We start from the raw sequence: 21,539 nt of genomic DNA, 5'->3' as shown, positions 1-21,539 counted from the left end.
TGTCTTAAAAATCAGGCAGCGAGGTCGCGCAGAACCGTCTGCAGGATGCCGCCATTGTTGAGGTAGACTACCTCGTCGAGCGTATCGACGCGCGACAGCAGCGGAACCTCCTTCACGGTGCCGTCGCCATAGGTGATCCTGGCGATCTTCTTCTCGCGTGGCTTGATCTTTTCCAGACCTTCGATGGTGACGAGTTCGTCGCCCTTGAGGCCGAGGCTCTGCCAGGTCGTGCCCTCTTCGAAGACGAAGGGGATGATGCCCATGCCGACCAGGTTCGAGCGATGGATGCGCTCGAAGGATTGGGCGACCACCGCCTTGACGCCGAGCAGGTTGGTGCCCTTGGCAGCCCAGTCGCGCGAGGAGCCGTTGCCGTATTCGACACCGGCGAAGATGACGAGCGGCACACCTTCCTGCTTGTACAGCATCGCGGCGTCGTAGATCGAGGTCTCTTCCTTCGACGGGTAATGGATGGTGTAGCCACCTTCCTTGCCGTTCGGGCCGAGCATGTGGTTGCGGATGCGGATATTGGCGAAGGTGCCGCGCATCATCACTTCATGGTTGCCGCGGCGCGTGCCGTACTGGTTGAAGTCGGCAACGGCGACGTCGTGGTCGATGAGGTAGGCGCCCGCCGGCGATGCCGCCTTGATCGAACCGGCCGGCGAGATGTGGTCGGTGGTGATCTTGTCGCCGAACAGGCCGAGAACGCGGGCGCCCTTGATGTCGGAAACGCCGCTGCCCTTCTTGCCCATGCCGACGAAGTAGGGCGGGTTCTGCACATAGGTCGAATTGTCGTCCCAGGCATAGGTCTGGCCCGGCGGGATCTGAACGGCCTGCCAGTTGACGTCGCCCTTGAAGACGTCGGCATACTTGCTTTCGTAAAGCTCGCGGGTCACGTATTTCAGGATGAATTCCTGAACTTCCTTCGAGGTCGGCCAGATGTCCTTGAGATAAACCGGGTTGCCGCTCTGGTCCTCGCCGATCGGCTCCTTGGTCAGATCCGTCTGCACCGTGCCGGCAAGCGCATAAGCGACGACCAGCGGCGGGGATGCGAGATAGTTCGCCTGCACGTCGGGCGAGATGCGGCCTTCGAAGTTGCGGTTGCCGGACAGAACGCCGGAAACGATAAGGCCCTTGTCGTTGATCGTCTTCGAGATCGGTGCCGGCAGCGGGCCGGAATTACCGATGCAGGTGGTGCAGCCGAAACCGACGAGGTTGAAGCCAAGCTTGTCGAGGTCGGCCTGCAGGCCCGACTTGGCGAGATATTCGCCGACGACTTGGCTTCCCGGTGCCAGCGAGGTCTTCACCCACGGCTTCGTCTTCAGTCCCTTGGCAACGGCGTTGCGGGCAAGAAGGCCGGCGGCGATCAGCACTGACGGGTTGGAGGTGTTGGTGCACGACGTGATGGCGGCGATCGCCACATCGCCATGGCCGAGATCGAAGTCGGTGCCTTCGACGGCATAGCGGTTGTTCAACTGGCCGGGCTTCTTGTAGTCGGCATCCATCGAGCCGGCAAAACCGGTCGCGATGTTCTCAAGCGAAATGCGGCCTTCCGGACGCTTCGGGCCGGCCATCGACGGCACGACGTCGTTCAGATCGAGTTCCAGCGTATCGGTGAAGACGAGCTCGGAACCGTCGCCCTCACGCCACATGCCCTGGGCCTTCGAATAGGCTTCGACGAGGGCGATCCGGTCATGCGTGCGGCCGGACATGGTGAGGTAGTTGATGGTTTCGCCGTCGACCGGGAAGAAGCCGCAGGTCGCGCCGTATTCCGGGCCCATGTTGCCGATCGTCGCGCGGTCGGCGAGCGGCATGTTGTCCATGCCGGGGCCGAAAAATTCGACGAACTTCGAAACGACGCCCTTCTTGCGCAGCATCTGCACGACGGTGAGAACGAGGTCGGTCGCCGTGACGCCTTCCTTGAGTTTGCCGGTCAGCTTGAAGCCGATGACTTCGGGCAGCAGCATCGAGACCGGCTGGCCGAGCATCGCAGCTTCCGCTTCGATACCGCCCACACCCCAGCCGAGAACGCCGAGACCGTTGATCATCGTCGTGTGGCTGTCGGTGCCGACGCAAGTATCCGGATAGGCGATCGTCTCGCCGTCCTCTTCCTTGGTCCAGACGGTCTGGCCGAGATATTCGAGATTGACCTGATGACAGATGCCGGTGCCGGGAGGCACGACGCGGAAATTCTTGAAGGCCTGCTGGCCCCACTTCAGGAAACGGTAGCGCTCGCCGTTGCGCTGGTATTCCAGCTCGACGTTGCGGGCGAAGGCCTGCGGCGTGCCGAATTCGTCGACGATGACGGAGTGGTCGATGACGAGATCGACGGGAACGAGCGGGTTGATCTTCTCGGGATCGCCGCCGAGCGACACCATCGCGTCGCGCATCGCGGCAAGATCGACGACGGCGGGAACGCCGGTGAAGTCCTGCATCAGCACGCGCGCCGGGCGATAGGCGATTTCGTTTTCGACAGCACCCTTGTTGTTCAGCCATTCGGCGACGGCCAGGATGTGCTCCTTGGTGACCGACTGGCCGTCTTCGAAGCGCAGCAGGTTTTCGAGCAGCACCTTCATCGAATAGGGAAGCTTCGACACGCCGGCCAGACCGTTTGCCTCAGCCTTGGGCAGGCTGTAATAGACATAGTCCTTCCCGTTGACGGAAAGCGTGGAACGACAATTGAAACTGTCAAGAGATTTAGACACGAGATACCCCGTTTCTGATAGCCAACACAGTCGTGCGAACGCCTATGCACTTAATGCACATCAGGATGCGGGTACGGCCATTTCCGCTGTCCGCACGTGGAACAGACGCTCCAAGTTCGGCGCAAGGATGAAATTCACGCCGACCGCTGGCGTGGTTGCAGGTCTTATAGATAATTTCCTAAAAACTTGCCATACCCGAGCACAGTCAAAATCGGACATTTTTTGACCCCGCCGCGAGCCGAAACCAAGAAAGAGCCGACGCATGCATCTCACCGCCGAAAATCTGGCTGCAAGGCGCGGTGAGGATCTCATTTTCGTTAACATTTCCTTTCACTTGGCAGCCGGCGAGGCGCTTGTCCTGACCGGTAGAAATGGATCGGGAAAGTCCACTTTGTTGCGTGTCGTGGCCGGCCTCCTCAGGCCGGAAAAAGGCACCGTCAAATTTCACGATGGAGAGAGCGGGGCAGACAGACATGCCGGCGAAGTAAGCCACTACCTCGGCCATAGAAATGCGATGAAGAACGAACTTACGGTTGCAGAAAACCTCGATTTCTGGCGCAGCTTTCTCGGCAATACAGGCTCCGCTGCCGCCCTTTCCGTCGAGGACGCCGCTGACGCCGTCGGCCTTTCTGGCATCACCCACCTTCCCTTCGGTTATCTCTCCGCCGGCCAGCAGCGCCGGATAGCCTTCGCCAAACTGCTCGTCGCCCACCGTCCCGTCTGGATCCTCGACGAGCCGACCGCGGCACTCGATGCCAACGCCGACGGGCTGCTTGCCGATTTGATCACGGCGTATCTGGCAAGGGGCGGCATCGTGCTGGCGGCAACGCATCAGCCGCTGGGGCTGAGGAATTCGCAGGAATTGAAGATGACGGGCTTTGCCGGTGTGGATCATGGGGTATGGGGTTGATGCTTTTCGACGTAGCTACCCCGTCCACCGCACATGCAGAGAGCCGCCACGCATGACCGCCCTCTTCTTCCGCGACCTGAAACTCTCGATCCGTGCCGGCGGCGGTGCGCTGATCGGCGTGCTATTCTTCCTGACCATCGTCGCCGTCATTCCCTTCGGCGTCGGTCCCGATCTCAAACTGCTGTCGCGTATCGGCCCCGCCATCGTCTGGATCGGCGCGCTGCTCGCCGCCCTTCTCGGCCTCGACCGCCTGTTCCAGGCCGAACGCGACGACGGATCGCTCGACCTGATGCTGATTCAGGAAACGCCCCTGGTCCTGACCGTGCTGGTCAAATGCCTTGCCCATTGGACGGCCACCAGCCTGCCGCTCGTTATCGCCTCGCCGTTGCTCGGCCTCTTCATGAACATGGACGAGACGGCGATCGGCGCGACCATGCTGACGCTGCTGGTCGGCTCGCCCGCCATCACCTTCATCGGCGCCGTGGGTGCTGCCGTTGCCGTGGCGCTGCCCCGCGGCGGCCTGCTGGTCTCGATCCTCGTGCTGCCGCTGACCATTCCGGTGCTGATCTTCGGCGTCAGCGCCACCTATGCCGCAGTCGAGGATCCCGCCCCCTTCCTGCCACCCTTCCTGATCCTCATTGCCCTGACGCTCTTCTTCGCGGTCATCGGCCCGGCAGCCGCCGCCCTGGCGCTACGAAACACAGCGGATTGATGGGCCGTTCGATTGCGGGAAAAGCCGGTTCAAGGTAAGGAAGCGGACATGAGCGAAACGAGCCTTGCCATTAGCAAATTCAGTGACCTCGCCAACCCGACGCGGTTTCTGGCGCTGGCGGCGCGCGCCATTCCGTGGCTGGCCGGCATCACCGCACTCTGTTTCGCGGTCGGCCTCTATCTAAGCTTCGCCACCGAAGGCGATTACCAGCAGGGCGAGACCGTGCGCATCATGTATGTGCATGTGCCCTCGGCCTGGCTTTCGATGATGTGTTATACGATCATGAGCGTCTCGGCGATCGGCACGCTGGTCTGGCGCCATCCGCTGGCCGATGTCTCCGCCAAAGCCGCAGCCCCGCTCGGCGCCGCCTTTACCCTGCTTGCACTCGTCACCGGTTCGCTCTGGGGCAAGCCGATGTGGGGCACCTGGTGGGTCTGGGATGCACGGCTGACCTCCGTCTTCGTTCTCTTCCTGATGTATCTCGGGCTGATTGCGCTCGGCCGCGCCATCGACGATCCGTCGAAGGCCGCGCGCGTCAGCGCCGTGCTCATCCTCGTCGGCTTCGTCAACATCCCGATCATCAAATTCTCGGTCGAGTGGTGGAACACGCTGCATCAGTCGGCAAGCGTGCTGCGCCTCGACGGCCCGGCGATCGATCCGGAATTCCTGCGGCCGCTCTTCGTCATGGCGATCGCCTTCACCCTGCTCTTCTTCACGCTGCACATCATGGCGATGAGGAACGAGATCTGGCGCCGCCGCATTGCCGCCCAGCGCCGTCTTGCTGCCCGCATGGCGAGCCGGGAGGAATAGCCGTGACGCATGCCTTCTACGTCTACGCTTCCTATGGCTTTGCAGCCCTGGTGACGATTGCCGTCACGGCCTGGACCTGGGCCGACGGCCGCGCCCGCCGCAGGGAACTTGCAGCCCTTGAGGCTGCCGGCATCCGCCGCCGTTCGGCGCGCCCCAAGGACAGCGTGGGGGATGGCGAATGAACGACACGCCGGAAAACACCGCCGCCAAGCCGCGCGGGCTGAGCCGTTACGCATTGGCGCTGCTGCCGCTCATCGTCTTCGGCGGCATCGCTGCCACGGCCGCAAAGATGCTCTACGACCAGGATTTCCATGGCAAGAACATCGCAGAAATTCCCTCCGCCCTGATCGGCACCAAGGCACCGGCGCTGAACCTGCCGCCTCTCGACGGCGCCAACCTGCCGGCGCTGACCGATGCGGCAATCAAGGGCAAACTGACCCTCGTCAACGTCTTCGCCTCATGGTGCCTCCCCTGCCGCGACGAACATCCGGTCTTGAAAGAACTGGCAAAGGACGGACGGCTGAATATCGTCGCCATCAATTACAAGGACCAGAGCGACAACGCCCTGCGTTTCCTCGGCGAGCTCGGCAACCCCTTTCGGGCGATCGGCATCGATCCGAACGGCAAGGCAGCGATCGACTGGGGTGTCTACGGCATTCCGGAAAGCTATCTGGTCGGGCCTGACGGCACGATCCTCTACAAGCGCGTCGGACCCTTCGACGATATCAGCCTGAAGGAAGGGCTGTTTCCAGCGATGGAAAAGGCGCTCGGCAAGCCGACTTCGTAGTTTCGTCTCCGGAAAAGCCTTAAAGCCCGCTCTGCCAGACCTTGATCGCCTCCACCGGCCAGATCAGCATGACAACGTTGAGCGTCAGGTTGTCGCGGATCACGTAGCCAGTGAAAATCTCGAAGAAGATGGCGATCGCCACCGTGAGCGCCACCGGCGCGCGCCGCGCGAAGAAGAAGCCGACACACATGAAGATGGTGTCCATCGCCGAATTCAGGATGCTGTCGCCGTAATAATCGAGCGCGATCGTTGCCGTGCGGTAGCGGTCGATGATGAGCGGCGAATTCTCGAGCAGCTCCCAGCCGGATTCGATGACGAGCGCCAGCAGCAACCTTGCCGCCAACGGCTTGCCGCGCAGGATGAGATGCGCGAGCCCGTAAAACAGGAAGCCGTGGATGATGTGCGAGGGCGTATACCAATCCGACAAATGCTGCGAATTGCCGCTGGTATTGACCCCACCCTCCCACAGCTTGACATAACCGCAGGCGCAGATCGGCACGCGGCCCATCATATATTCGGCGGCAATCTGAATGATCAGAACCGCAAGGCAGGCGACAAACCAGAAATACTGGTGTCTTACGCGGTATTCGGCCTCTGCAGCGCTCACTTCTCGCCATCCGTTTCCAGGTTGATGCTATGCTTCAGCACCAGCGGCATCTGCGCCAGCGTGAAGATGATCGTGATCGGCATCGTGCCCCAGACCTTGAAGGCGACCCAGGTACCGTCGGAAAAATTGCGCCAGACGACTTCGTTTAGCACGGCGAGGAAGAGAAAGAAGATGCCCCAGCGAATGGTGAGCTTGCGCCAGCCTTCGGCATCGAGCTGGAAGGCGGCGTTGAAGACATAGCCGAGCAGCGACTTGCCGAAGGCCAGCCCGCCGAGCAGCGCCACTCCGAACAGCGCGTTGACGATGGTCGGCTTCATCTTGATGAAGGTTTCGTTCTGCAGCCAGATCGACAGCGACCCGAAGATGACGACGACGATGCCGGATACAAAAGGCATGATCGGCAGATGGCCGAGCACGATCTTCGATACGATCAGCGAGATGATCGTCGCCGCCATGAACAGCCCGGTCGCAACGAACAGCGGTCCGCCCAATTCGGAAAGAGCAGGAAACGTCTCCACCAGCCACTGGCCGCGCAGATTGGCGAAGAAGAAGATCATCAGCGGCCCGAGTTCCAGCGCCAGTTTCAGCAGCGGATGGTGCCGGTCGGCAGCAGACGGGGTGATATCGCTTTCGGTGCTCATGCGTTCTTCAAACCTGTTTTCCTGGAAACTGTTTCCGGCCGTGCCTTGCAGGCTTTCGGCGGCATATCTGTGGCATCATTGCCCAAGTCCGGCAATGGCATGGGCAAAATCCTCGGCCTCGAACGGCTCCAGATCCTCGACGCCCTCGCCGACGCCGATGAAATAGACCGGCAGCTTGTGCTTGGCGGAGATGGCAACGAGGATGCCGCCGCGCGCCGTGCCGTCGAGCTTGGTCATGATCAATCCGTTGACGCCGGCGACGTTGCGGAAGATCTCGACCTGGCTGAGCGCGTTCTGCCCGGTCGTGGCATCGAGCGTCTGCAGCACGGTATGCGGCGCATCGGGATCGAGTTTGCCGAGCACGCGCACGATCTTCTCGAGCTCGGCCATCAGCTCCGCCTTGTTCTGCAGGCGGCCAGCGGTATCGACGATCAGCACGTCGCATTTTTTTGCCTTCGCCTGTTCGAAGGCATCATAGGCAAGGCCGGCGGCATCGGCACCGAGCTTGGTGCCGATGAATTCGGAATTCGTCCGGTCGGCCCAGATTTTCAGCTGCTCGATCGCCGCAGCACGGAAAGTATCGCCGGCGGCCAGCATCACCTTCAGCCCGGCGCCGGAAAGTTTTGCTGCAAGCTTGCCGATCGTCGTGGTCTTGCCGGTGCCGTTGACGCCGACGACGAGGATGACGTGCGGCTTGTGCGAGAGGTCGAGCTGCAGCGGCTTGGCGACCGGCTTCAGGACCTTGGCGATTTCGGATGCCATGATCCGGCTGACATCCTCGCCGGTGACATCCTTGCCATAACGTTCGGAGGCGAGCGTGTCGGTGACGCGCATGGCGGTCTCGACACCGAGATCGGCCTGGATCAGCAGGTCCTCGAGATCCTGCAGCGTCTCGTCATCGAGCTTGCGCTTGGTGAAGAGCGCGGTGATCTGGCCGGTCAGCTGCGAAGAGGTGCGTGCAAGGCCATTACGCAGGCGCTGGAACCAACTGAGTTTTGGCTGCAGGACAACCGGCGCCGGCTCTACGACCCGTGGGCCGGTGGCGAAGCCTTTTGGGAGAATGGGAGAGCCGGTCTCCGGTTCTGCCGCGGGGCTACCCCCCTCCGCCCTGCCGGGCATCTCCCCCACAGGTGGGGAGATTGGCTGGGAGGGCGAATCCAGCCCTGCATCATCCTCAGTCGGAATCTCTTCCGGCTCAGCCGGAACCTCTTCCGGAAGCTTTTCGACGATCTCTTCGAGGTCAGCCGGCTGTTCGAGCGCTCCGGTCTCCACAGGATCTGCCGCCTCGTGCGGGAGATGTTCCAGAGGGACAGAAGCGGGTATTTCCGCAACGGGTTCGGCGACCGCCTGGATTTCAGCTTCCGCCTCCGCCTCCGCTGCTGCCTCGGCTTCCAGCAATGAGAGCGGCACGACACCCATGTCGTTCAGCTGGTCGGCGGCGGGCAGGATTGAGGATTCGACATCATCTTCAGCAACCGCTGCTTCGACCCCGCCCTCGTCAATATCGGCAGCCGGTCCGCCGGCCGTATCCATTTCCTCGGCCAGCACCGGATCGTCGGCAACCGGCAGATCTTCGTCGCGCGAACGCGGCTCCAGCTCCCTTTCCACGGCCGCAGGCACAGGTTCTTCAGCCGGCTTGCCGAAGGTGAAGACCTTTTTGATGAAACTGAGCGCCATGGGGATTCCGTGAAAGTCAGGCCGCTGCTGCGGCCGTCAATTGCATGTCGAGATGCTTGCCATTGTGGCCGGTGATCGTGACCGGCACAAGTTCACCGGGACGAAGGCCGGGGGCTGCGACCAGTGTGAAGTTCTCCGTATGCGCCAGGCCGTTGTTTTCAACAAGCAGCCATTGCCGGGTTCCGATCATCCCATCGAGATGGGATTGATGCAGCATATGTCCAGCGGCGCGCAGCCTTGCGGCGCGATCCTTGACCAGCGACCGGCCGAGCTGCGGCATTCGGGCGGCCGGTGTGCCGGGACGCGGACTGTAGGGGAAGACATGCAGATGGGCGATGCCAGCCTCTTCGGCCAGCCTCACGGCATTCTCGAACATCTCTTCGGTTTCGGTGGGAAAGCCGGCAATCATATCGGCGCCGAAGCTCATCTCGGGGCGGAGGCGGCGCGCATCCTCGATGAAACGCAACGCATCGGCGCGTAAATGCCGGCGCTTCATGCGCTTCAGGATCATGTCGTCGCCATGCTGCAGCGACAGATGCAGATGCGGCATGAAACGTGGCTCGTCGGCGATGAGATCCATCAGGTGGGCATCGGCCTCGATACTGTCGATCGAGGAAAGCCGCAGGCGGCGGATATCGGGGATCTGTTTCAACAGCGTCTTGGCCAAAAGCCCGAGCGTCGGGGCGCCCGGCAGATCGCCGCCATAGCTGGTGGCATCGACGCCGGTCAGTACGATCTCGCGATAACCGCCGTCGACGAGATTGCGTGCCTGATCGACGACGGCTCCCATCGGTACGGAGCGGGAATTGCCGCGGCCATAGGGGATAATGCAGAAGGTGCAGCGGTGATCGCAGCCATTCTGCACCTGGATGAAGGCGCGCACATGGCCGTCAATATGCCTGACCATCTGCGGCGCCGTCGCCTTGACGCTCATGATGTCGTTGACCCGGAGCTTCTCTTCGGCCGAAACGCCGAAATCCGGCAGGCTGCGATAGGAGGCGCTGGTCAGCTTCTCCTCGTTGCCGAGCACGGCATCGACCTCCGCCATTTCGGCGAAGGTCTGCTTTTCCGTCTGCGCGGCGCAGCCGGTGACGATGATGCGGGCATGCGGATTGTCGCGCCGTGCCCGGCGGATCGCCTGACGGGCCTGGCGCACGGCCTCGCCGGTCACGGCACAGGTGTTGACCAGGATGGCGTTGTTGAGCCCGGCCTTCTCAGCCTGCGCCTTCATCACTTCGGATTCATATGTGTTGAGGCGGCAGCCGAAGGTAATGACCTCGATGCCGCTCACTGCGCCTCCGCCTCTCGGGTACCCTCGCGCGACCAGAGACCTGTCGAAGGATCGACCCTGCCCGACCATTCCCATTCGGCCGGGCCGGTCATGATGACATGATCGTCGCGCTCGCGCCATTCGATGGAAAGCGTGGCCGGCGGCTTGGCGCTTGCCACATTGATCGTCACCTTGCGGCCGGTGCGGCCGATGCGCGCAGCACTGACGGCAGCAGAACAGGCAGCCGAGCCGCAGGCAAGCGTCAGCCCCGCGCCGCGCTCCCAGGTTCGCGTCGTCACCGATGTCGGCGAGGTCACTTGCGCCAGCGTGATATTGGCGCGCTCGGGAAACATCGGATGGTTTTCGAGCAACGGTCCGAAGCGGGCGAGATCATAGGACATCACGTCCCTGTCCACCCAGAAGATCGCATGCGGATTGCCCATCGACATCGCCGACGGGGAATGCAGCACCGGCTTGTCGATCGGGCCGATCTGCAACTCGATACGGCTGGTGTCGTGGAATTCTTCCGCCAGCGGGATCCTGTCCCAATCGAACACCGGCCGGCCCATATCGACCGAAATCGTCCCGTCCTCGTGCTCGACGGCGTTGAGGATGCTGGCGACCGTCTGGAAGGTAAAGACCTTCCTGCCGGTCTCGGCGGCAAGCGCCTGCACGACGCAGCGCGTGCCGTTGCCGCAGGCCTGCGCCTTCGAGCCATCGGAATTCAGGATATCGATGAAGGCATCGGTGCCTTCGGCCTTCGGATCATGGATCGCCATGATCTGATCGAACTCAGTCTGCGGATCGGCATTGAGCGCCACCGCCGCCGCCGGCGTCACCTTGTCCGGCCGGCCGCGCATGTCGACGACCAGGATCTTGTTGCCAAGCCCGTTCATCCTCGCGAATTCGACCGTTGCGCTCATGGGTATCATTCCGTCTGTCTTTCCGGTGTATATGGCGGAAATGCGAAGGAATTACCAGTGGGTGAGTGCCGGGCAGGCGTTGCGGCCCGCTGACCCATTGAGGCAGCAGTTCGGCTCTTACCGCTGCGCCCCGTCGGGATCGAAAGACGCAGCATGGGCTTCGACAATAGCTGCGGTAATGACCTTTCTCAGCTCGTAGACCAGCGAGCGGGACCGCTTGCGATCCAGATCCTGTGCCGCCTTTGCAAGATTCAGGCCTTCGTTCAGGACAATATGATGGGCCCGCGCCAGCGCCCAGCTCTCAATATCAGCATTTAGCATTCGATATCTCCGCCGATTCATTCGGCATCAAGGATATTCACGAATCATCTTACAGGACGCACTTAAGTAGAAAGTAGAATCACACGCCGAATAATTTGCAACTGGCGTTGCCAGCGAATTCAGGCCCCGACTGGAATATTTATCGTCAAAACCTTAAACCCTGGGGGATTGCGCGAGCCATTACATCGATTTGCTTGAATGTGTACTTTTGCCACAACCGCTGAGTGAGACGACGGCGAACGCCACCGCCCTCTCGTCACACGGGTTCTGAGAAGTCCGTCATGCGGTCATTTGTCCGCATTGCCTTGACTTTCGCGCGGCTTTCCTGTTTATCGCGCCCAATCCGCGACGAGCCGCATGACTCCGAGCCGCCGACCGGGACCTTAAGATCCCGGAGGTCAACACCCGACAGCGCGATGCGCCCTCGGGTGCTTTTTGGCTTTGCGTCTTGTTTTCGTCAAGGAAAAGCACGACGTTTCCGGGCATATCCAAACCCGCCCGAAACGTATCAAGGAAGAGCCGATGTTTGAAAACCTCCAGGACCGTCTTGGATCCATTCTGAATGGACTGACAGGCCGTGGCGCGCTTTCGGAAGCCGATGTTTCCGCAGCGCTGCGTGAGGTTCGCCGTGCGTTGCTGGAGGCCGACGTCGCGCTCGACGTCGTGCGTTCCTTCACCGACCGCGTGCGTGAAAAGGCCGTCGGCGCCGAGATCCTGAAGTCGATCAAGCCCGGCCAGATGGTCGTCAAGATCGTGCATGACGAACTAATCGAGATGCTGGGCGGCGAAGGCGTTGGCGTCGACCTTCATGCCGCTGCCCCTGTAGTCATCATGATGGTCGGCCTGCAGGGCTCCGGCAAGACGACGACGTCGGCGAAGATCGCCCATCGCCTGTCGACGCGCGAGAAGAAGAAGGTGCTGATGGCATCGCTCGACACGCGCCGTCCGGCCGCGCAGGAGCAGCTTCGCCAGCTCGGCGCTCAGGCCAATATCGACACGCTGCCTATTATATCAGGCCAGTCGCCGACCGATATCGCTGCTCGTGCCGTTCAAGCCGCAAAGCTTGGTGGCCATGACGTCGTCATCCTCGACACCGCCGGCCGTACGCATATCGACGAGCCCTTGATGGTCGAGATGGCCGACATCAAGAAGCGCTCGAACCCGCATGAAATCCTGTTGGTCGCCGACAGTTTGACAGGTCAGGACGCCGTCAACCTCGCCCGCAGTTTCGACGAACGCGTCGGCATCACCGGTCTGGTGCTGACCCGCATGGACGGCGATGGCCGCGGCGGTGCCGCTCTTTCGATGCGTGCCGTCACCGGCAAGCCGATCAAGCTGATCGGCGTCGGCGAGAAGATGAACGAGCTGGAGGAATTCCATCCCCGCCGCATCGCCGACCGTATTCTCGGCATGGGCGACATCGTCTCGCTCGTCGAGCGCGCGGCGGAAAACATCGACGCCGAGAAGGCAGCCGCCATGGCCGCCAAGATGGCCAAGGGCAAGTTCGATCTCGATGACCTCGCCGACCAACTGCGCCAGATGCAGAAGATGGGCGGCATGGGCGGCATCATGGGCATGATGCCCGGAATGGCCGGCATGAAGGACAAGATGGCCGCAGCCGGCCTCGACGACAAGCTTTTCGGCCGCCAGATCGCCATCATCCAGTCGATGACCAAAGCCGAGCGCACCAATCCCGACCTGCTCAAGCATTCGCGCAAGAAGCGCATCGCCGCCGGTTCCGGCACCGATGCCGCCGCCATCAACAAGCTTCTGAAGATGCACCGCCAGATGGCGGACATGATGAAGATGATGGGCGGCAAGGGCAAAGGCGGCATGATGAAACAGATGATGGGCGGCCTTGCCGGCAAGATGGGGCTCGGCGGCGGCATGGGCGGCATGGGTGGCGGCATGCCCGATCTCTCGAATATCGATCCCCGGCAGCTCGAGGCCTTGCAGAAGCAGGCGGAAGCGGCGGGGCTTGGAAAACCGGGTGGGGGCATGCCCGGTCTCGGCGGTCTGCCGGGTGGTTTGTCGGGCCTCGGCGGCGCCAAGCTGCCGGGCCTTGGCGGTGGTTTCCCGGGATTGCCCGGATTGCCGAAGAAGAAGTGAAAGGATCGCTTGCCCCATGATTGATCCAAACGTCAAAGCCCAGCTCGCGAGCTATCGTCAGTCGATCGACAATATCGATGCCGCTCTCGTGCACATGCTGGCCGAACGCTTCCGCTGCACCAAAGAGGTCGGCGTGCTGAAGGCCAAATACAATTTGCCGCCGGCCGACCCGGCGCGCGAGGAATACCAGATCGAACGCCTTCGCCAGCTGGCGAAAGCCGCCAATCTGGACCCGGATTTCGCTGAGAAGTTTCTGAACTTCGTCATCAAGGAAGTCATCCGGCATCATGAGCAGATCGCTGCGGATCACGCTGAACAGAGCGCTGCAGCCCGATAACCCGTACCGCTCAAGATAGCGGTCAAGAAAAGCCCAAGGAGTAAAGAACATGGCACTGAAAATTCGTCTCGCCCGCGGTGGTTCCAAGAAGCGCCCGTATTACCACGTCGTTCTCGCCGATGCGCGCAGCCCGCGTGACGGCCGCTTCCTCGAAAACCTCGGTTCCTGGAACCCGATGCTTGCCAAGGACGATGAGAAGCGCGTTCAGCTGAACGCCGAGCGCATCAAGCATTGGATCGAACACGGCGCTCAGCCGACCGACCGCGTTCTGCGCTTCCTCGATGAGGCCGGCGTTGCCAAGCGCGAAGTCAAGAACAACCCGGTCAAGGCAAAGCCCGGCAAGCGCGCCCAGGAACGCGCCGCCGAAAAGGCTCAGAAGGTCGCCGACGCTGCGGCTGCTGCTGCCGACGCCGCGGAATAATCGCGACATTCTCTTCGAGCGGGCGGCATGGCGACATGCCGCCCGTTTTCGTTTCCAATCGCCTGCACTTCGTTTATGAGAAACCTGTCTTTCGGCTTCACATGAAGGAACCCATGACCAAGCTTGAAAACCCCGTTCTGATGGCGACGATCGGTGGCGCGCAAGGCCTCCGGGGCGAGGTGCGCGCCAAGGCCTATACGGCCGATCCCGGCGCGCTTGGCGACTACGGCCATCTGCACAGCATGGACGGCCGCAGCTTCGAAGTCCTCGAAATCCGCGAGATGAAGAATGTCGTCGTCGTCCGTTTCCGCGGCGTCAACGACCGCAATGCCGCCGAGGCTCTGAACGGGCTTGAACTCTATATCGAGCGGGACAACCTGCCGGACGAGGAGCTGGAGGACGACGAGTTCTACTACGCCGACCTCGAGGGGCTCGAGGCGCGTGACGACAAGGGTGTCAGCTATGGCACGGTCACCGGCGTGTTCGATTTCGGCGCCGGCGACCTGCTGGAACTCAAAGGTCCGGGCAAACGCCCGGTGCTGATCCCCTTCTCGGAAGCCTCGGTACTGGAGATCGACCTCGAGGCCGGCACGCTGCTGATCGATCCGCTGGCGGCGGGGCTGGTCGAAGATCCCGAAGAGCTTTCGAAATTCACTCCCGACAAGCCGAAAAAGAAGAAGTGATGGCTTTCCGGGCGAGCGTGCTGACACTTTATCCGGAAATGTTTCCGGGGCATCTGGGCTTCTCGCTCGCCGGCAAGGCGATGGAGCGGGGGCAATGGTCGCTGGACATGGTGCAGATCCGCGACTTCGCCACCGACAGACACCGCACCGTCGACGACACCCCGGCAGGCGGCGGCGCCGGCATGGTGCTGAAGGCCGACGTTCTTGCGCGTGCGATCGACAGCGCCTCAGAAAACGATACCCGCCCGCGACTGCTGATGAGCCCGCGCGGCCGGCCGCTGACGCAGGAGCGTGTGCGCGAGCTCGCGGCGGGCGACGGCGTCATCATCGTCTGCGGCCGCTTCGAGGGTATCGACCAGCGGGTGATCGAGGCGCGCGAGCTGGAAGAGGTCTCGATCGGCGACTACGTCCTATCAGGCGGCGAGCCGGCGGCGCTGATCGTGCTCGATGCGATTATCCGCATCCTGCCCGGTGTCATGGGCAACGATCTTTCCGGCCTGCACGAAAGTTTCGAAGGCGGACTGCTGGAACATCCGCATTATACCCGGCCGCAGGAATGGGAAGGCCGGGAGATCCCCGCGATCCTCACCTCGGGCAACCACGGCGCCATCGAAAAATGGCGGCATCAGGAAGCGGTGCAGCTGACGCGGGAGCGGCGGCCGGATCTGCTGGAAAAGGCTGGTGCATCGGCCGGAAACTCGGGATCGAATATCGGAAAGCGCGATGCGTAGATTCAAAATGCTACAGCGTCCTTTGTGCGTCTGAAAAGACGATCGGCGCTGTAAAGTGAGAAAAACGGCTGATTTTGCAGCCCTTTTCACAAAAATGCCGTCCAAGGGATGACAAGCCCTGGCCTTTCGTGTATTGGCGCACGCGGAAATGGGGTTTATCCCCGTCTGCCAGCAAACAAAGAATGGCGAATCCGCTCCCGCCCTTGACGGGCAAAGTCCTGAGGCCAGTTCCGAAGGATCAGTGTTGAGCGCTCTGGCTGTTTCAGAAGAACCAAAGGTTAAGACGATGAACATCATTCAGCAGCTTGAGGCCGAACAGGCCGCCAAGATCGAAGCCAAGCGCACGCTTCCGGAATTTTCCCCGGGCGACACCGTCCGCGTCAACGTGAAGGTCACGGAAGGCACCCGTACCCGCGTTCAGGCCTATGAAGGCGTCTGCATCGCCCGCTCCGGCGGCGGCCTGCAGGAAAACTTCACGGTCCGCAAGATCTCCTACGGCGAAGGCGTCGAGCGCGTATTCCCGATCTACTCGCCGATGATCGAAAGCGTCGACGTCGTTCGCCGCGGTAAGGTCCGTCGCGCCAAGCTCTATTACCTGCGCGACCGTCGCGGCAAGTCTGCCCGTATTGTTGAAGACACCGGCGTCCGCGCCCGCAAGCTCAACGACGCCGAGCGCGCCGCCATTGCCGAGGAAAAGGCACGCATCGAAGCTGAAAAGGTTGCAGCAGCTCAGGCGCTCGCCGCCGAGAGGGCAGCAGCAGAAGCTGCGGAAGCCAAGGCCGCTGCTGAAAAGGCCGCCGCAGAAGCAGCCGCCGCTGCAGCGGAATAAGATCTGCGCCACGCAAAATTCTTTGCTTGGAAAGGCGGCCTTCGGGTCGCCTTTTCTATTTTTTGCGCGGGCACGCAGTGGGCGGCCTTGCCTCGGGCCTATCTTCCGTGACAGTTTTTGCCGTTCAATTTGGGGAACCGTTCAATGTTGTTTCGTCGTACCGTTCTTGCGAGCTTCGCCGCCCTTGCTCTTCTACCCCTCGCCGCATCGGCGGCCGAGCTGCCCGATCTCGGCGGCAAGAGCGTCGTCGTCGTCACCGAGAATGCCTATCCGCCGCTGCAATTCGTCGATCCGAAATCCGGCAAGGCGATCGGCTGGGAATATGATGCGATGAACGAGATCGCCAAGCGGCTGAATTTCAAGGTCGAATACCAGAACACCAGCTGGGACGCGATGATCCAGGCAGTTTCCGACGGCCAGTACAACATCGGCATGACCGGCATCACCATCAAGGAAGACCGCAAGCAAAAGGTGGATTTCTCCGATCCCTATATGCGCTCGCAGCAGTTCATGCTGGTGCGTGGCGACGAGAAGCGCTTCACCGATGCCAAGTCCTTCGGCGAATTCAAGGACGGCCTGGTCGGCGCGCAGCCCGGCACCACGCCCTTCTACACCGCCGTTTATGAAGTGCTTGATGGCAACGAGCAGAACCCGCGTATCAAGCTCTTCGAAACCTTCGGCGCCACCGTCCAGGCCTTGAAGGCCGGCGATGTCGACGTCGTGCTGACCGACGGCACCGCCGGCAAGGGTTATGTCGATGCCTCGAACGGCGCCCTGAAGCTGATCGGCGAACCGCTCGGCACCGAAGATTTCGGCTTCATTTTCCCGAAAGGGTCCGACCTCGTCGCCCCTGTCAATGCCGCCATCGCCGCACTCAACGCCGACGGCACGCTGGATGGGCTGAACAAGAAGTGGTTCCTCGACTACAAGATGGGCGAATGACGCCGAGCAGCCGCTGATGGCCTTGCGACCATCGCCCGACAGACACGTCAAGGACGACTATCCCTGGTGGCTGGTCGCCCTCGTCACGATCGGCATCGTCCTTGCCGTCGTCATCGTCGCCAACGATATATACGCCCAGGTCTTCCGCACCGTCGTCAACGGTGTCGGCGTCACCGTCTTCGTCACGCTGGTCGCCTTCGTGCTCGCCACCGTGCTCGGCCTCGGCATCTGCCTGCTCGGCATGGCCGACAGCCAGGTGCTGCGTCAGATTGCGCGATTCTACATCGAGATCATCCGCGGCATACCGATCCTCGTGCTGCTGTTCTACGTCGCCTTCGTCGGCGCGCCGGCTCTGGTCGCAGCCTATAATTTCCTGATTTCGCCGCTGGTGACATCCGGCATGGCCGAGCCCATCCTGGTGCGCGACCTGTCGCTGATGTGGCGAGCGATCATCGCGCTGACGGTCGGTTATTCCTCCTTCATCGCCGAAATCTTCCGGGCCGGTTTCCAGTCGGTCGATCTCGGCCAGATCGAGGCGGCCAAGGCGCTTGGCCTGTCGCGCTACCGGCGCTTTCGCTCCGTCGTCTTCCCGCAGGCGATCCGGGTGATCTTCCCGCCGCTCTCCAACGATTTCGTCTCGATGGTGAAGGACAGCTCGCTCGTCTCCGTGCTCGGCGTCGCCGACATCACCCAGATGGGCAAGGTCTATGCCGCCGGCTCTTTTCGCTTCTTCGAGACCTATTCGATCGTCACCTATATCTATCTGATCCTGACGATCGGCCTGTCGCTGGCCCTCCGGCGGACGGAGAAATGGATGAAGTCGCGGTGAATGCATCAACTTTTTACTTGCATTTCCCCAAGAGCAATTTTTAGGTTGCAAAAATCTTGGAGCATTTTTGAATGACAGCGCCCATCTCCCTTTTCTTGGCGGTCTTTGTTCTTATCAGCACGATATCATTTTCGACCAAGGCTGCCGAACTGCCCGTCTTCCAGGGTTACTGCGAAGAAGTATCGCAACATCCGATCAAGCCCGCCCAGCGTTTCCTTGCCTATATGCAATGCAATAATTTCGAAAATCGCTTCAAGGAGCAATTGCAGAAACATTGGTTCCTGGTCACCGACGATGACATCAAAATCTGTATGAAATACAAAGGAACCAAGAACGAAACGAAATCATATCAGCAGCTTATGGGCTGTCTTTCGCTGGCTGTCGGCGAAAAATGCTATTCGGGAAAGCTGACCTGTCGCGGAAAAACGCTATGAGAATATCACTCTTGGAATTTTCGGTCGCGTCGCTTCTTTTGGTACCCGTTGTTGCAACATCGAATTCTCTGCAAGCGGCAGAGTTGCCTGAATATGACGGCTCGTTCTGTGTCCGGCTAACCTCAAAGATGCTGAACGCCGATGAAAAGAATGTCGAGACTAACAAGTGCCTTCAGGATGAAGCTGACGCAAAGAAGAAGCTCGCTGAGCACTGGGCGATCGTCTCAGAAAAATCATTTGGCTACTGCCGTACCTTAGGCCCGGGATCTTATCGATCACTCCTACGCTGCTTGGCGGGCAATGTCGGCTATAGTTGCTTTCAAGACGAACTGAGCTGTAGCTGGAATTGAGCAGCGGCTTCACCCAAGGGATATTCGACCTTATAACCGCTTTTTGCTGACCCCATAGGGCTTTTGGCAGAACATTGCCCAGGCGGCGGAAAGTTGGTATATGCAGGCCATGGAATCCAAGTTCAGATGCATTGGTGCGCATATTTTCGTGCTGCAGGATCACTATCGCCTGCCGGCGCGGTTTTTTGCGTGTGTGTCTGGTGCGCTCAACAGCCGACTTCGTTGATCGAATGACGGCCGGCGGAGCCTGATCTGCCATTCTCGATTTTCCAAAAGCTTCAGAAAAACGGACTTAACGCCATGAGCGCACCGCGTACCCTCTACGACAAGATCTGGGACGATCATCTGGTCGACGAACAGCCGGACGGCACCTGTCTTCTCTACATCGACCGCCACCTGGTCCACGAAGTCACCTCGCCGCAGGCTTTCGAAGGCCTGCGCATGACCGGCCGCAAGGTTCGCGCGCCGGAAAAGACGCTCGCCGTCGTCGACCACAACGTTCCGACCTCGCCCGACCGCCATCTCGGCATCAAGAACGAGGAAAGCCGCATCCAGGTGGAAGCGCTGGCCACCAACGCCGCCGAATTCGGCGTCGAATATTATTCGGCAAGCGACAAGCGCCAGGGCATAGTCCACATCGTCGGTCCGGAACAGGGCTTCACCCTGCCCGGCATGACCATCGTCTGCGGCGACAGCCACACCTCGACGCATGGCGCCTTCGGGGCGCTGGCGCACGGCATCGGCACCTCCGAGGTCGAGCATGTGCTGGCGACCCAGACGCTGATCCAGAAGAAGGCCAAGAACATGCTGGTGCGGGTCGACGGCCTGCTTCCGCCGCACGTCACCGCCAAGGACATCATCCTTGCCATCATCGGCGAGATCGGCACGGCCGGCGGCACCGGCCACGTCATCGAATTTGCCGGTGAAGCGATCCGCGCGCTGTCGATGGAAGGCCGCATGACCGTCTGCAACATGACGATCGAGGGCGGCGCCCGCGCCGGCCTGATCGCCCCGGACGAAAAGACCTTCGAATACATCAAGGGCAAGCCGCGCGCGCCGAAGGGCGAGGCGCTGGAACAGGCGATCGCCTACTGGAAGACGCTGCAGACCGACGAGGGCGCTCATTACGACCGCGTCGTCGTCCTCGACGCCGCCAGCCTGCCGCCGATCGTTTCCTGGGGCTCCTCGCCCGAGGATGTCATCTCCGTCCAGGGCATCGTTCCGAACCCGGATGACATCCAGGATGAAACCAAGCGCACCTCCAAGTGGCGCGCGCTCGACTATATGGGCCTGAAGCCGGGCACGAAGATGACCGACATCACGCTTGACCGCGTCTTCATCGGCTCCTGCACCAACGGCCGCATCGAAGATCTGCGCGAAGTCGCCAAGGTCGTCGAAGGCAAGACGGTTGCCTCAACCGTCGACGCGATGATCGTGCCGGGTTCCGGCCTCGTCAAGGAACAGGCGGAAGCCGAAGGCCTCGACAAGATCTTCAAGGCCGCCGGTTTCGACTGGCGCGAACCGGGCTGCTCCATGTGCCTTGCGATGAACGACGACCGTCTGAAGCCGGGCGAACGCTGCGCTTCGACCTCAAACCGCAACTTCGAGGGCCGTCAGGGCTTCAAGGGCCGCACGCACCTCGTCTCGCCGGCAATGGCCGCTGCAGCCGCGATCGCCGGGCACTTCGTCGATATCCGCGAGTGGAACTGATCCGTCGAAACGGATAACAATCAAAAGCCCACCGATGCCCCTGCGCATCGGTGGGCTTCGCATTTATGGCACCCCGTGCCTTCGGCACCTGGTGGATAATGCTCCCATGGGCTCGTCAGTGAATGACCCGCGTTCTCGATTTCACCCGTTCGGGCAATCGACATCGGAGGGTGCCTGTGGCTTCATCGAGATGGCGCTTTCAGACGCATCTCGCGCGACTTTCGACAGACACGCTTTCGGGCGTCCATTGCCGGTTTCGGCGATCATTGGCCTGGCGGCGCTACAGCGCGCGCGTCTTTTCGGACGCGCAAAGGACGCTGTAACACTTTGGATTGCTGCATAATTTCATCCTTAAATCGATTCCGATTTGAGGAATCATGCAGGAGCAAAGTTCCGCGTTGTGTGATCTGGGAGAATAGCCATGAGACAAAAAATGGCAGGACGCCTGCCGCAAACCATCCTGGGCCTGTTCGTATCGCTGGCATCGATCGATGCCGCCGCGGCTGCGCCGATCCATCCGGCAGCACCGCCGATCACGGTCTCTTCCGGCTTGTGGCAACAGGTCGCGCAAAACAAGGCACCGTCTCTCAATGGCTATCGTGGCTATAGCAGCGCCCGGCCCGGCTATATCAAGAGCTCGAATGGCTATTGGTATCCCTCGCGCGCCTTCGCTTCGGACGATTATACCGGTTCGATCGGGCGTCCGCAGCGCCTGAACAATGCCTGCAACTTCGGTTTTACCCCGACCAACGGCTCGTCCAAATGTAATTATTGAAGCGGCAGGCCCGTCATACAAAGGCCGCC

At 61.2% G+C, this 21,539-nt stretch carries 24 protein-coding genes; 17 read left to right on the top strand and 7 right to left on the bottom strand.

Annotated elements, in window-relative coordinates:
• Positions 1-11: 11 nt before the first annotated feature.
• On the bottom strand, positions 12-2,702 hold the full coding sequence (gene acnA / locus ACM5SV_RS07710; RefSeq protein WP_222014606.1) for an aconitate hydratase AcnA: 2,691 nt from the start codon (positions 2,700-2,702) through the stop codon (positions 12-14).
• Positions 2,703-2,964: 262 nt separating this feature from the next.
• On the opposite strand from acnA, the gene ccmA reads away from it, so the two are divergent.
• Genes ccmA through ACM5SV_RS07685 form a run of 5 tightly spaced genes read left to right on the top strand, consistent with a single transcriptional unit; the run spans position 2,965 to position 5,921 of the window.
• A complete protein-coding gene (ccmA, locus tag ACM5SV_RS07705; RefSeq protein ID WP_012759358.1) occupies positions 2,965-3,612 on the top strand; it encodes a heme ABC exporter ATP-binding protein CcmA in 648 nt (215 codons plus the stop codon).
• 52 nt (positions 3,613-3,664) lie between these two features.
• The gene (gene ccmB, locus ACM5SV_RS07700) at positions 3,665-4,324 is read left to right on the top strand and encodes a heme exporter protein CcmB (RefSeq protein ID WP_128438325.1); all 660 of its coding nucleotides are present in this window, start codon (positions 3,665-3,667) and stop codon (positions 4,322-4,324) included.
• 48 nt (positions 4,325-4,372) lie between these two features.
• Positions 4,373-5,134 carry a heme ABC transporter permease gene (locus ACM5SV_RS07695; protein ID WP_012759360.1) on the top strand — a complete coding sequence of 254 codons (762 nt, stop codon included), beginning with the start codon at positions 4,373-4,375 and terminating at the stop codon, positions 5,132-5,134.
• Between the two features lie 2 nt (positions 5,135-5,136).
• On the top strand, positions 5,137-5,316 hold the full coding sequence (gene ccmD / locus ACM5SV_RS07690) for a heme exporter protein CcmD (protein ID WP_012759361.1): 180 nt from the start codon (positions 5,137-5,139) through the stop codon (positions 5,314-5,316).
• Entirely contained in the window at positions 5,313-5,921 is a 609-nt protein-coding gene (locus ACM5SV_RS07685) for a DsbE family thiol:disulfide interchange protein (protein ID WP_222014608.1), read from the top strand. Before ccmD ends, ACM5SV_RS07685 begins: the two co-directional genes overlap by 4 nt.
• A gap of 19 nt (positions 5,922-5,940) precedes the next feature.
• On the opposite strand, the gene ACM5SV_RS07680 is transcribed toward ACM5SV_RS07685, so the two are convergent.
• The 6 genes from ACM5SV_RS07680 to ACM5SV_RS07655 all read right to left on the bottom strand — a co-directional run bounded on the left by ACM5SV_RS07680 (position 5,941) and on the right by ACM5SV_RS07655 (position 11,381).
• Positions 5,941-6,528 (bottom strand): DUF2585 domain-containing protein, encoded by a 588-nt coding sequence (locus ACM5SV_RS07680; RefSeq protein WP_130669816.1) that lies wholly within the window; start codon positions 6,526-6,528, stop codon positions 5,941-5,943.
• The gene (locus tag ACM5SV_RS07675) at positions 6,525-7,169 is read right to left on the bottom strand and encodes a septation protein A (protein WP_033181889.1); all 645 of its coding nucleotides are present in this window, start codon (positions 7,167-7,169) and stop codon (positions 6,525-6,527) included. Before ACM5SV_RS07675 ends, ACM5SV_RS07680 begins: the two co-directional genes overlap by 4 nt.
• A gap of 75 nt (positions 7,170-7,244) precedes the next feature.
• Positions 7,245-8,846 carry a signal recognition particle-docking protein FtsY gene (ftsY, locus tag ACM5SV_RS07670; RefSeq protein WP_221973403.1) on the bottom strand — a complete coding sequence of 534 codons (1,602 nt, stop codon included), beginning with the start codon at positions 8,844-8,846 and terminating at the stop codon, positions 7,245-7,247.
• 16 nt (positions 8,847-8,862) lie between these two features.
• The gene (gene mtaB / locus ACM5SV_RS07665; RefSeq protein ID WP_222014610.1) at positions 8,863-10,137 is read right to left on the bottom strand and encodes a tRNA (N(6)-L-threonylcarbamoyladenosine(37)-C(2))-methylthiotransferase MtaB; all 1,275 of its coding nucleotides are present in this window, start codon (positions 10,135-10,137) and stop codon (positions 8,863-8,865) included.
• The gene (gene dapF, locus ACM5SV_RS07660) at positions 10,134-11,039 is read right to left on the bottom strand and encodes a diaminopimelate epimerase (RefSeq protein ID WP_113546739.1); all 906 of its coding nucleotides are present in this window, start codon (positions 11,037-11,039) and stop codon (positions 10,134-10,136) included. Before dapF ends, mtaB begins: the two co-directional genes overlap by 4 nt.
• Before the next feature lie 117 nt (positions 11,040-11,156).
• A complete protein-coding gene (locus ACM5SV_RS07655; RefSeq protein WP_017962453.1) occupies positions 11,157-11,381 on the bottom strand; it encodes a hypothetical protein in 225 nt (74 codons plus the stop codon).
• 501 nt (positions 11,382-11,882) lie between these two features.
• Here ACM5SV_RS07655 and ffh point away from each other — a divergent pair.
• The 12 genes from ffh to ACM5SV_RS07595 all read left to right on the top strand — a co-directional run bounded on the left by ffh (position 11,883) and on the right by ACM5SV_RS07595 (position 21,510).
• The gene (gene ffh / locus ACM5SV_RS07650) at positions 11,883-13,469 is read left to right on the top strand and encodes a signal recognition particle protein (RefSeq protein WP_017995448.1); all 1,587 of its coding nucleotides are present in this window, start codon (positions 11,883-11,885) and stop codon (positions 13,467-13,469) included.
• A 16-nt stretch (positions 13,470-13,485) separates the two neighbouring features.
• The gene (locus ACM5SV_RS07645; protein ID WP_003543666.1) at positions 13,486-13,806 is read left to right on the top strand and encodes a chorismate mutase; all 321 of its coding nucleotides are present in this window, start codon (positions 13,486-13,488) and stop codon (positions 13,804-13,806) included.
• A 49-nt stretch (positions 13,807-13,855) separates the two neighbouring features.
• A complete protein-coding gene (gene rpsP / locus ACM5SV_RS07640) occupies positions 13,856-14,227 on the top strand; it encodes a 30S ribosomal protein S16 (RefSeq protein ID WP_003543667.1) in 372 nt (123 codons plus the stop codon).
• Positions 14,228-14,340: 113 nt separating this feature from the next.
• Positions 14,341-14,910, top strand: coding sequence for a ribosome maturation factor RimM (rimM, locus tag ACM5SV_RS07635; RefSeq protein WP_012759372.1), 570 nt, complete (start codon positions 14,341-14,343; stop codon positions 14,908-14,910).
• Complete coding sequence (trmD, locus tag ACM5SV_RS07630) at positions 14,910-15,641, top strand: tRNA (guanosine(37)-N1)-methyltransferase TrmD (protein ID WP_026157501.1); 732 nt, start codon at positions 14,910-14,912, stop codon at positions 15,639-15,641. The genes rimM and trmD overlap by 1 nt, the downstream gene beginning before the upstream one ends.
• A 286-nt stretch (positions 15,642-15,927) precedes the next feature.
• Entirely contained in the window at positions 15,928-16,470 is a 543-nt protein-coding gene (gene rplS / locus ACM5SV_RS07625; protein WP_222014612.1) for a 50S ribosomal protein L19, read from the top strand.
• A 144-nt stretch (positions 16,471-16,614) separates the two neighbouring features.
• Positions 16,615-17,412 (top strand): transporter substrate-binding domain-containing protein, encoded by a 798-nt coding sequence (locus ACM5SV_RS07620; RefSeq protein ID WP_222014614.1) that lies wholly within the window; start codon positions 16,615-16,617, stop codon positions 17,410-17,412.
• Between the two features lie 16 nt (positions 17,413-17,428).
• The gene (locus ACM5SV_RS07615; RefSeq protein ID WP_012759375.1) at positions 17,429-18,241 is read left to right on the top strand and encodes an amino acid ABC transporter permease; all 813 of its coding nucleotides are present in this window, start codon (positions 17,429-17,431) and stop codon (positions 18,239-18,241) included.
• A gap of 71 nt (positions 18,242-18,312) precedes the next feature.
• Positions 18,313-18,675, top strand: a complete 363-nt coding sequence (locus tag ACM5SV_RS07610) for a hypothetical protein (RefSeq protein ID WP_222004276.1) — start codon at positions 18,313-18,315, stop codon at positions 18,673-18,675.
• Positions 18,672-19,025: a hypothetical protein gene (locus tag ACM5SV_RS07605; protein WP_012759377.1), complete on the top strand. Its 354-nt coding sequence runs from the start codon at positions 18,672-18,674 to the stop codon at positions 19,023-19,025. The genes ACM5SV_RS07610 and ACM5SV_RS07605 overlap by 4 nt, the downstream gene beginning before the upstream one ends.
• Before the next feature lie 300 nt (positions 19,026-19,325).
• Positions 19,326-20,735: a 3-isopropylmalate dehydratase large subunit gene (gene leuC, locus ACM5SV_RS07600; protein ID WP_003543674.1), complete on the top strand. Its 1,410-nt coding sequence runs from the start codon at positions 19,326-19,328 to the stop codon at positions 20,733-20,735.
• A gap of 421 nt (positions 20,736-21,156) precedes the next feature.
• Complete coding sequence (locus ACM5SV_RS07595) at positions 21,157-21,510, top strand: hypothetical protein (protein WP_017995452.1); 354 nt, start codon at positions 21,157-21,159, stop codon at positions 21,508-21,510.
• Positions 21,511-21,539 lie beyond the last annotated feature (29 nt).

Source organism: Rhizobium sp. CRRU65, assembly GCF_048551595.1.
Classification (GTDB): Bacteria; Pseudomonadota; Alphaproteobacteria; order Rhizobiales; family Rhizobiaceae; genus Rhizobium; species Rhizobium leguminosarum_J.
Note: the sequence above shows the minus strand (reverse complement) of the source record. Positions and strands in the feature narration are given on the sequence as shown.

What these genes read in the sequence shown, in the direction of transcription:
- ccmA (WP_012759358.1), top strand. Translation starts at nt 2,965, where the DNA reads ATGCATCTCACCGCCGAAAATCTGGCTGCAAGGCGCGGTGAGGATCTC.
- ccmB (WP_128438325.1), top strand. Translation starts at nt 3,665, where the DNA reads ATGACCGCCCTCTTCTTCCGCGACCTGAAACTCTCGATCCGTGCCGGC.
- ACM5SV_RS07695 (WP_012759360.1), top strand. Translation starts at nt 4,373, where the DNA reads ATGAGCGAAACGAGCCTTGCCATTAGCAAATTCAGTGACCTCGCCAAC.
- ACM5SV_RS07685 (WP_222014608.1), top strand. Translation starts at nt 5,313, where the DNA reads ATGAACGACACGCCGGAAAACACCGCCGCCAAGCCGCGCGGGCTGAGC.
- ACM5SV_RS07675 (WP_033181889.1), bottom strand. Translation starts at nt 7,169, where the DNA reads ATGAGCACCGAAAGCGATATCACCCCGTCTGCTGCCGACCGGCACCAT.
- ftsY (WP_221973403.1), bottom strand. Translation starts at nt 8,846, where the DNA reads ATGGCGCTCAGTTTCATCAAAAAGGTCTTCACCTTCGGCAAGCCGGCT.
- dapF (WP_113546739.1), bottom strand. Translation starts at nt 11,039, where the DNA reads ATGAGCGCAACGGTCGAATTCGCGAGGATGAACGGGCTTGGCAACAAG.
- ACM5SV_RS07655 (WP_017962453.1), bottom strand. Translation starts at nt 11,381, where the DNA reads ATGAATCGGCGGAGATATCGAATGCTAAATGCTGATATTGAGAGCTGG.
- ffh (WP_017995448.1), top strand. Translation starts at nt 11,883, where the DNA reads ATGTTTGAAAACCTCCAGGACCGTCTTGGATCCATTCTGAATGGACTG.
- ACM5SV_RS07645 (WP_003543666.1), top strand. Translation starts at nt 13,486, where the DNA reads ATGATTGATCCAAACGTCAAAGCCCAGCTCGCGAGCTATCGTCAGTCG.
- rpsP (WP_003543667.1), top strand. Translation starts at nt 13,856, where the DNA reads ATGGCACTGAAAATTCGTCTCGCCCGCGGTGGTTCCAAGAAGCGCCCG.
- rimM (WP_012759372.1), top strand. Translation starts at nt 14,341, where the DNA reads ATGACCAAGCTTGAAAACCCCGTTCTGATGGCGACGATCGGTGGCGCG.
- trmD (WP_026157501.1), top strand. Translation starts at nt 14,910, where the DNA reads ATGGCTTTCCGGGCGAGCGTGCTGACACTTTATCCGGAAATGTTTCCG.
- rplS (WP_222014612.1), top strand. Translation starts at nt 15,928, where the DNA reads ATGAACATCATTCAGCAGCTTGAGGCCGAACAGGCCGCCAAGATCGAA.
- ACM5SV_RS07620 (WP_222014614.1), top strand. Translation starts at nt 16,615, where the DNA reads ATGTTGTTTCGTCGTACCGTTCTTGCGAGCTTCGCCGCCCTTGCTCTT.
- ACM5SV_RS07615 (WP_012759375.1), top strand. Translation starts at nt 17,429, where the DNA reads ATGGCCTTGCGACCATCGCCCGACAGACACGTCAAGGACGACTATCCC.
- ACM5SV_RS07610 (WP_222004276.1), top strand. Translation starts at nt 18,313, where the DNA reads ATGACAGCGCCCATCTCCCTTTTCTTGGCGGTCTTTGTTCTTATCAGC.
- ACM5SV_RS07605 (WP_012759377.1), top strand. Translation starts at nt 18,672, where the DNA reads ATGAGAATATCACTCTTGGAATTTTCGGTCGCGTCGCTTCTTTTGGTA.
- leuC (WP_003543674.1), top strand. Translation starts at nt 19,326, where the DNA reads ATGAGCGCACCGCGTACCCTCTACGACAAGATCTGGGACGATCATCTG.
- ACM5SV_RS07595 (WP_017995452.1), top strand. Translation starts at nt 21,157, where the DNA reads ATGAGACAAAAAATGGCAGGACGCCTGCCGCAAACCATCCTGGGCCTG.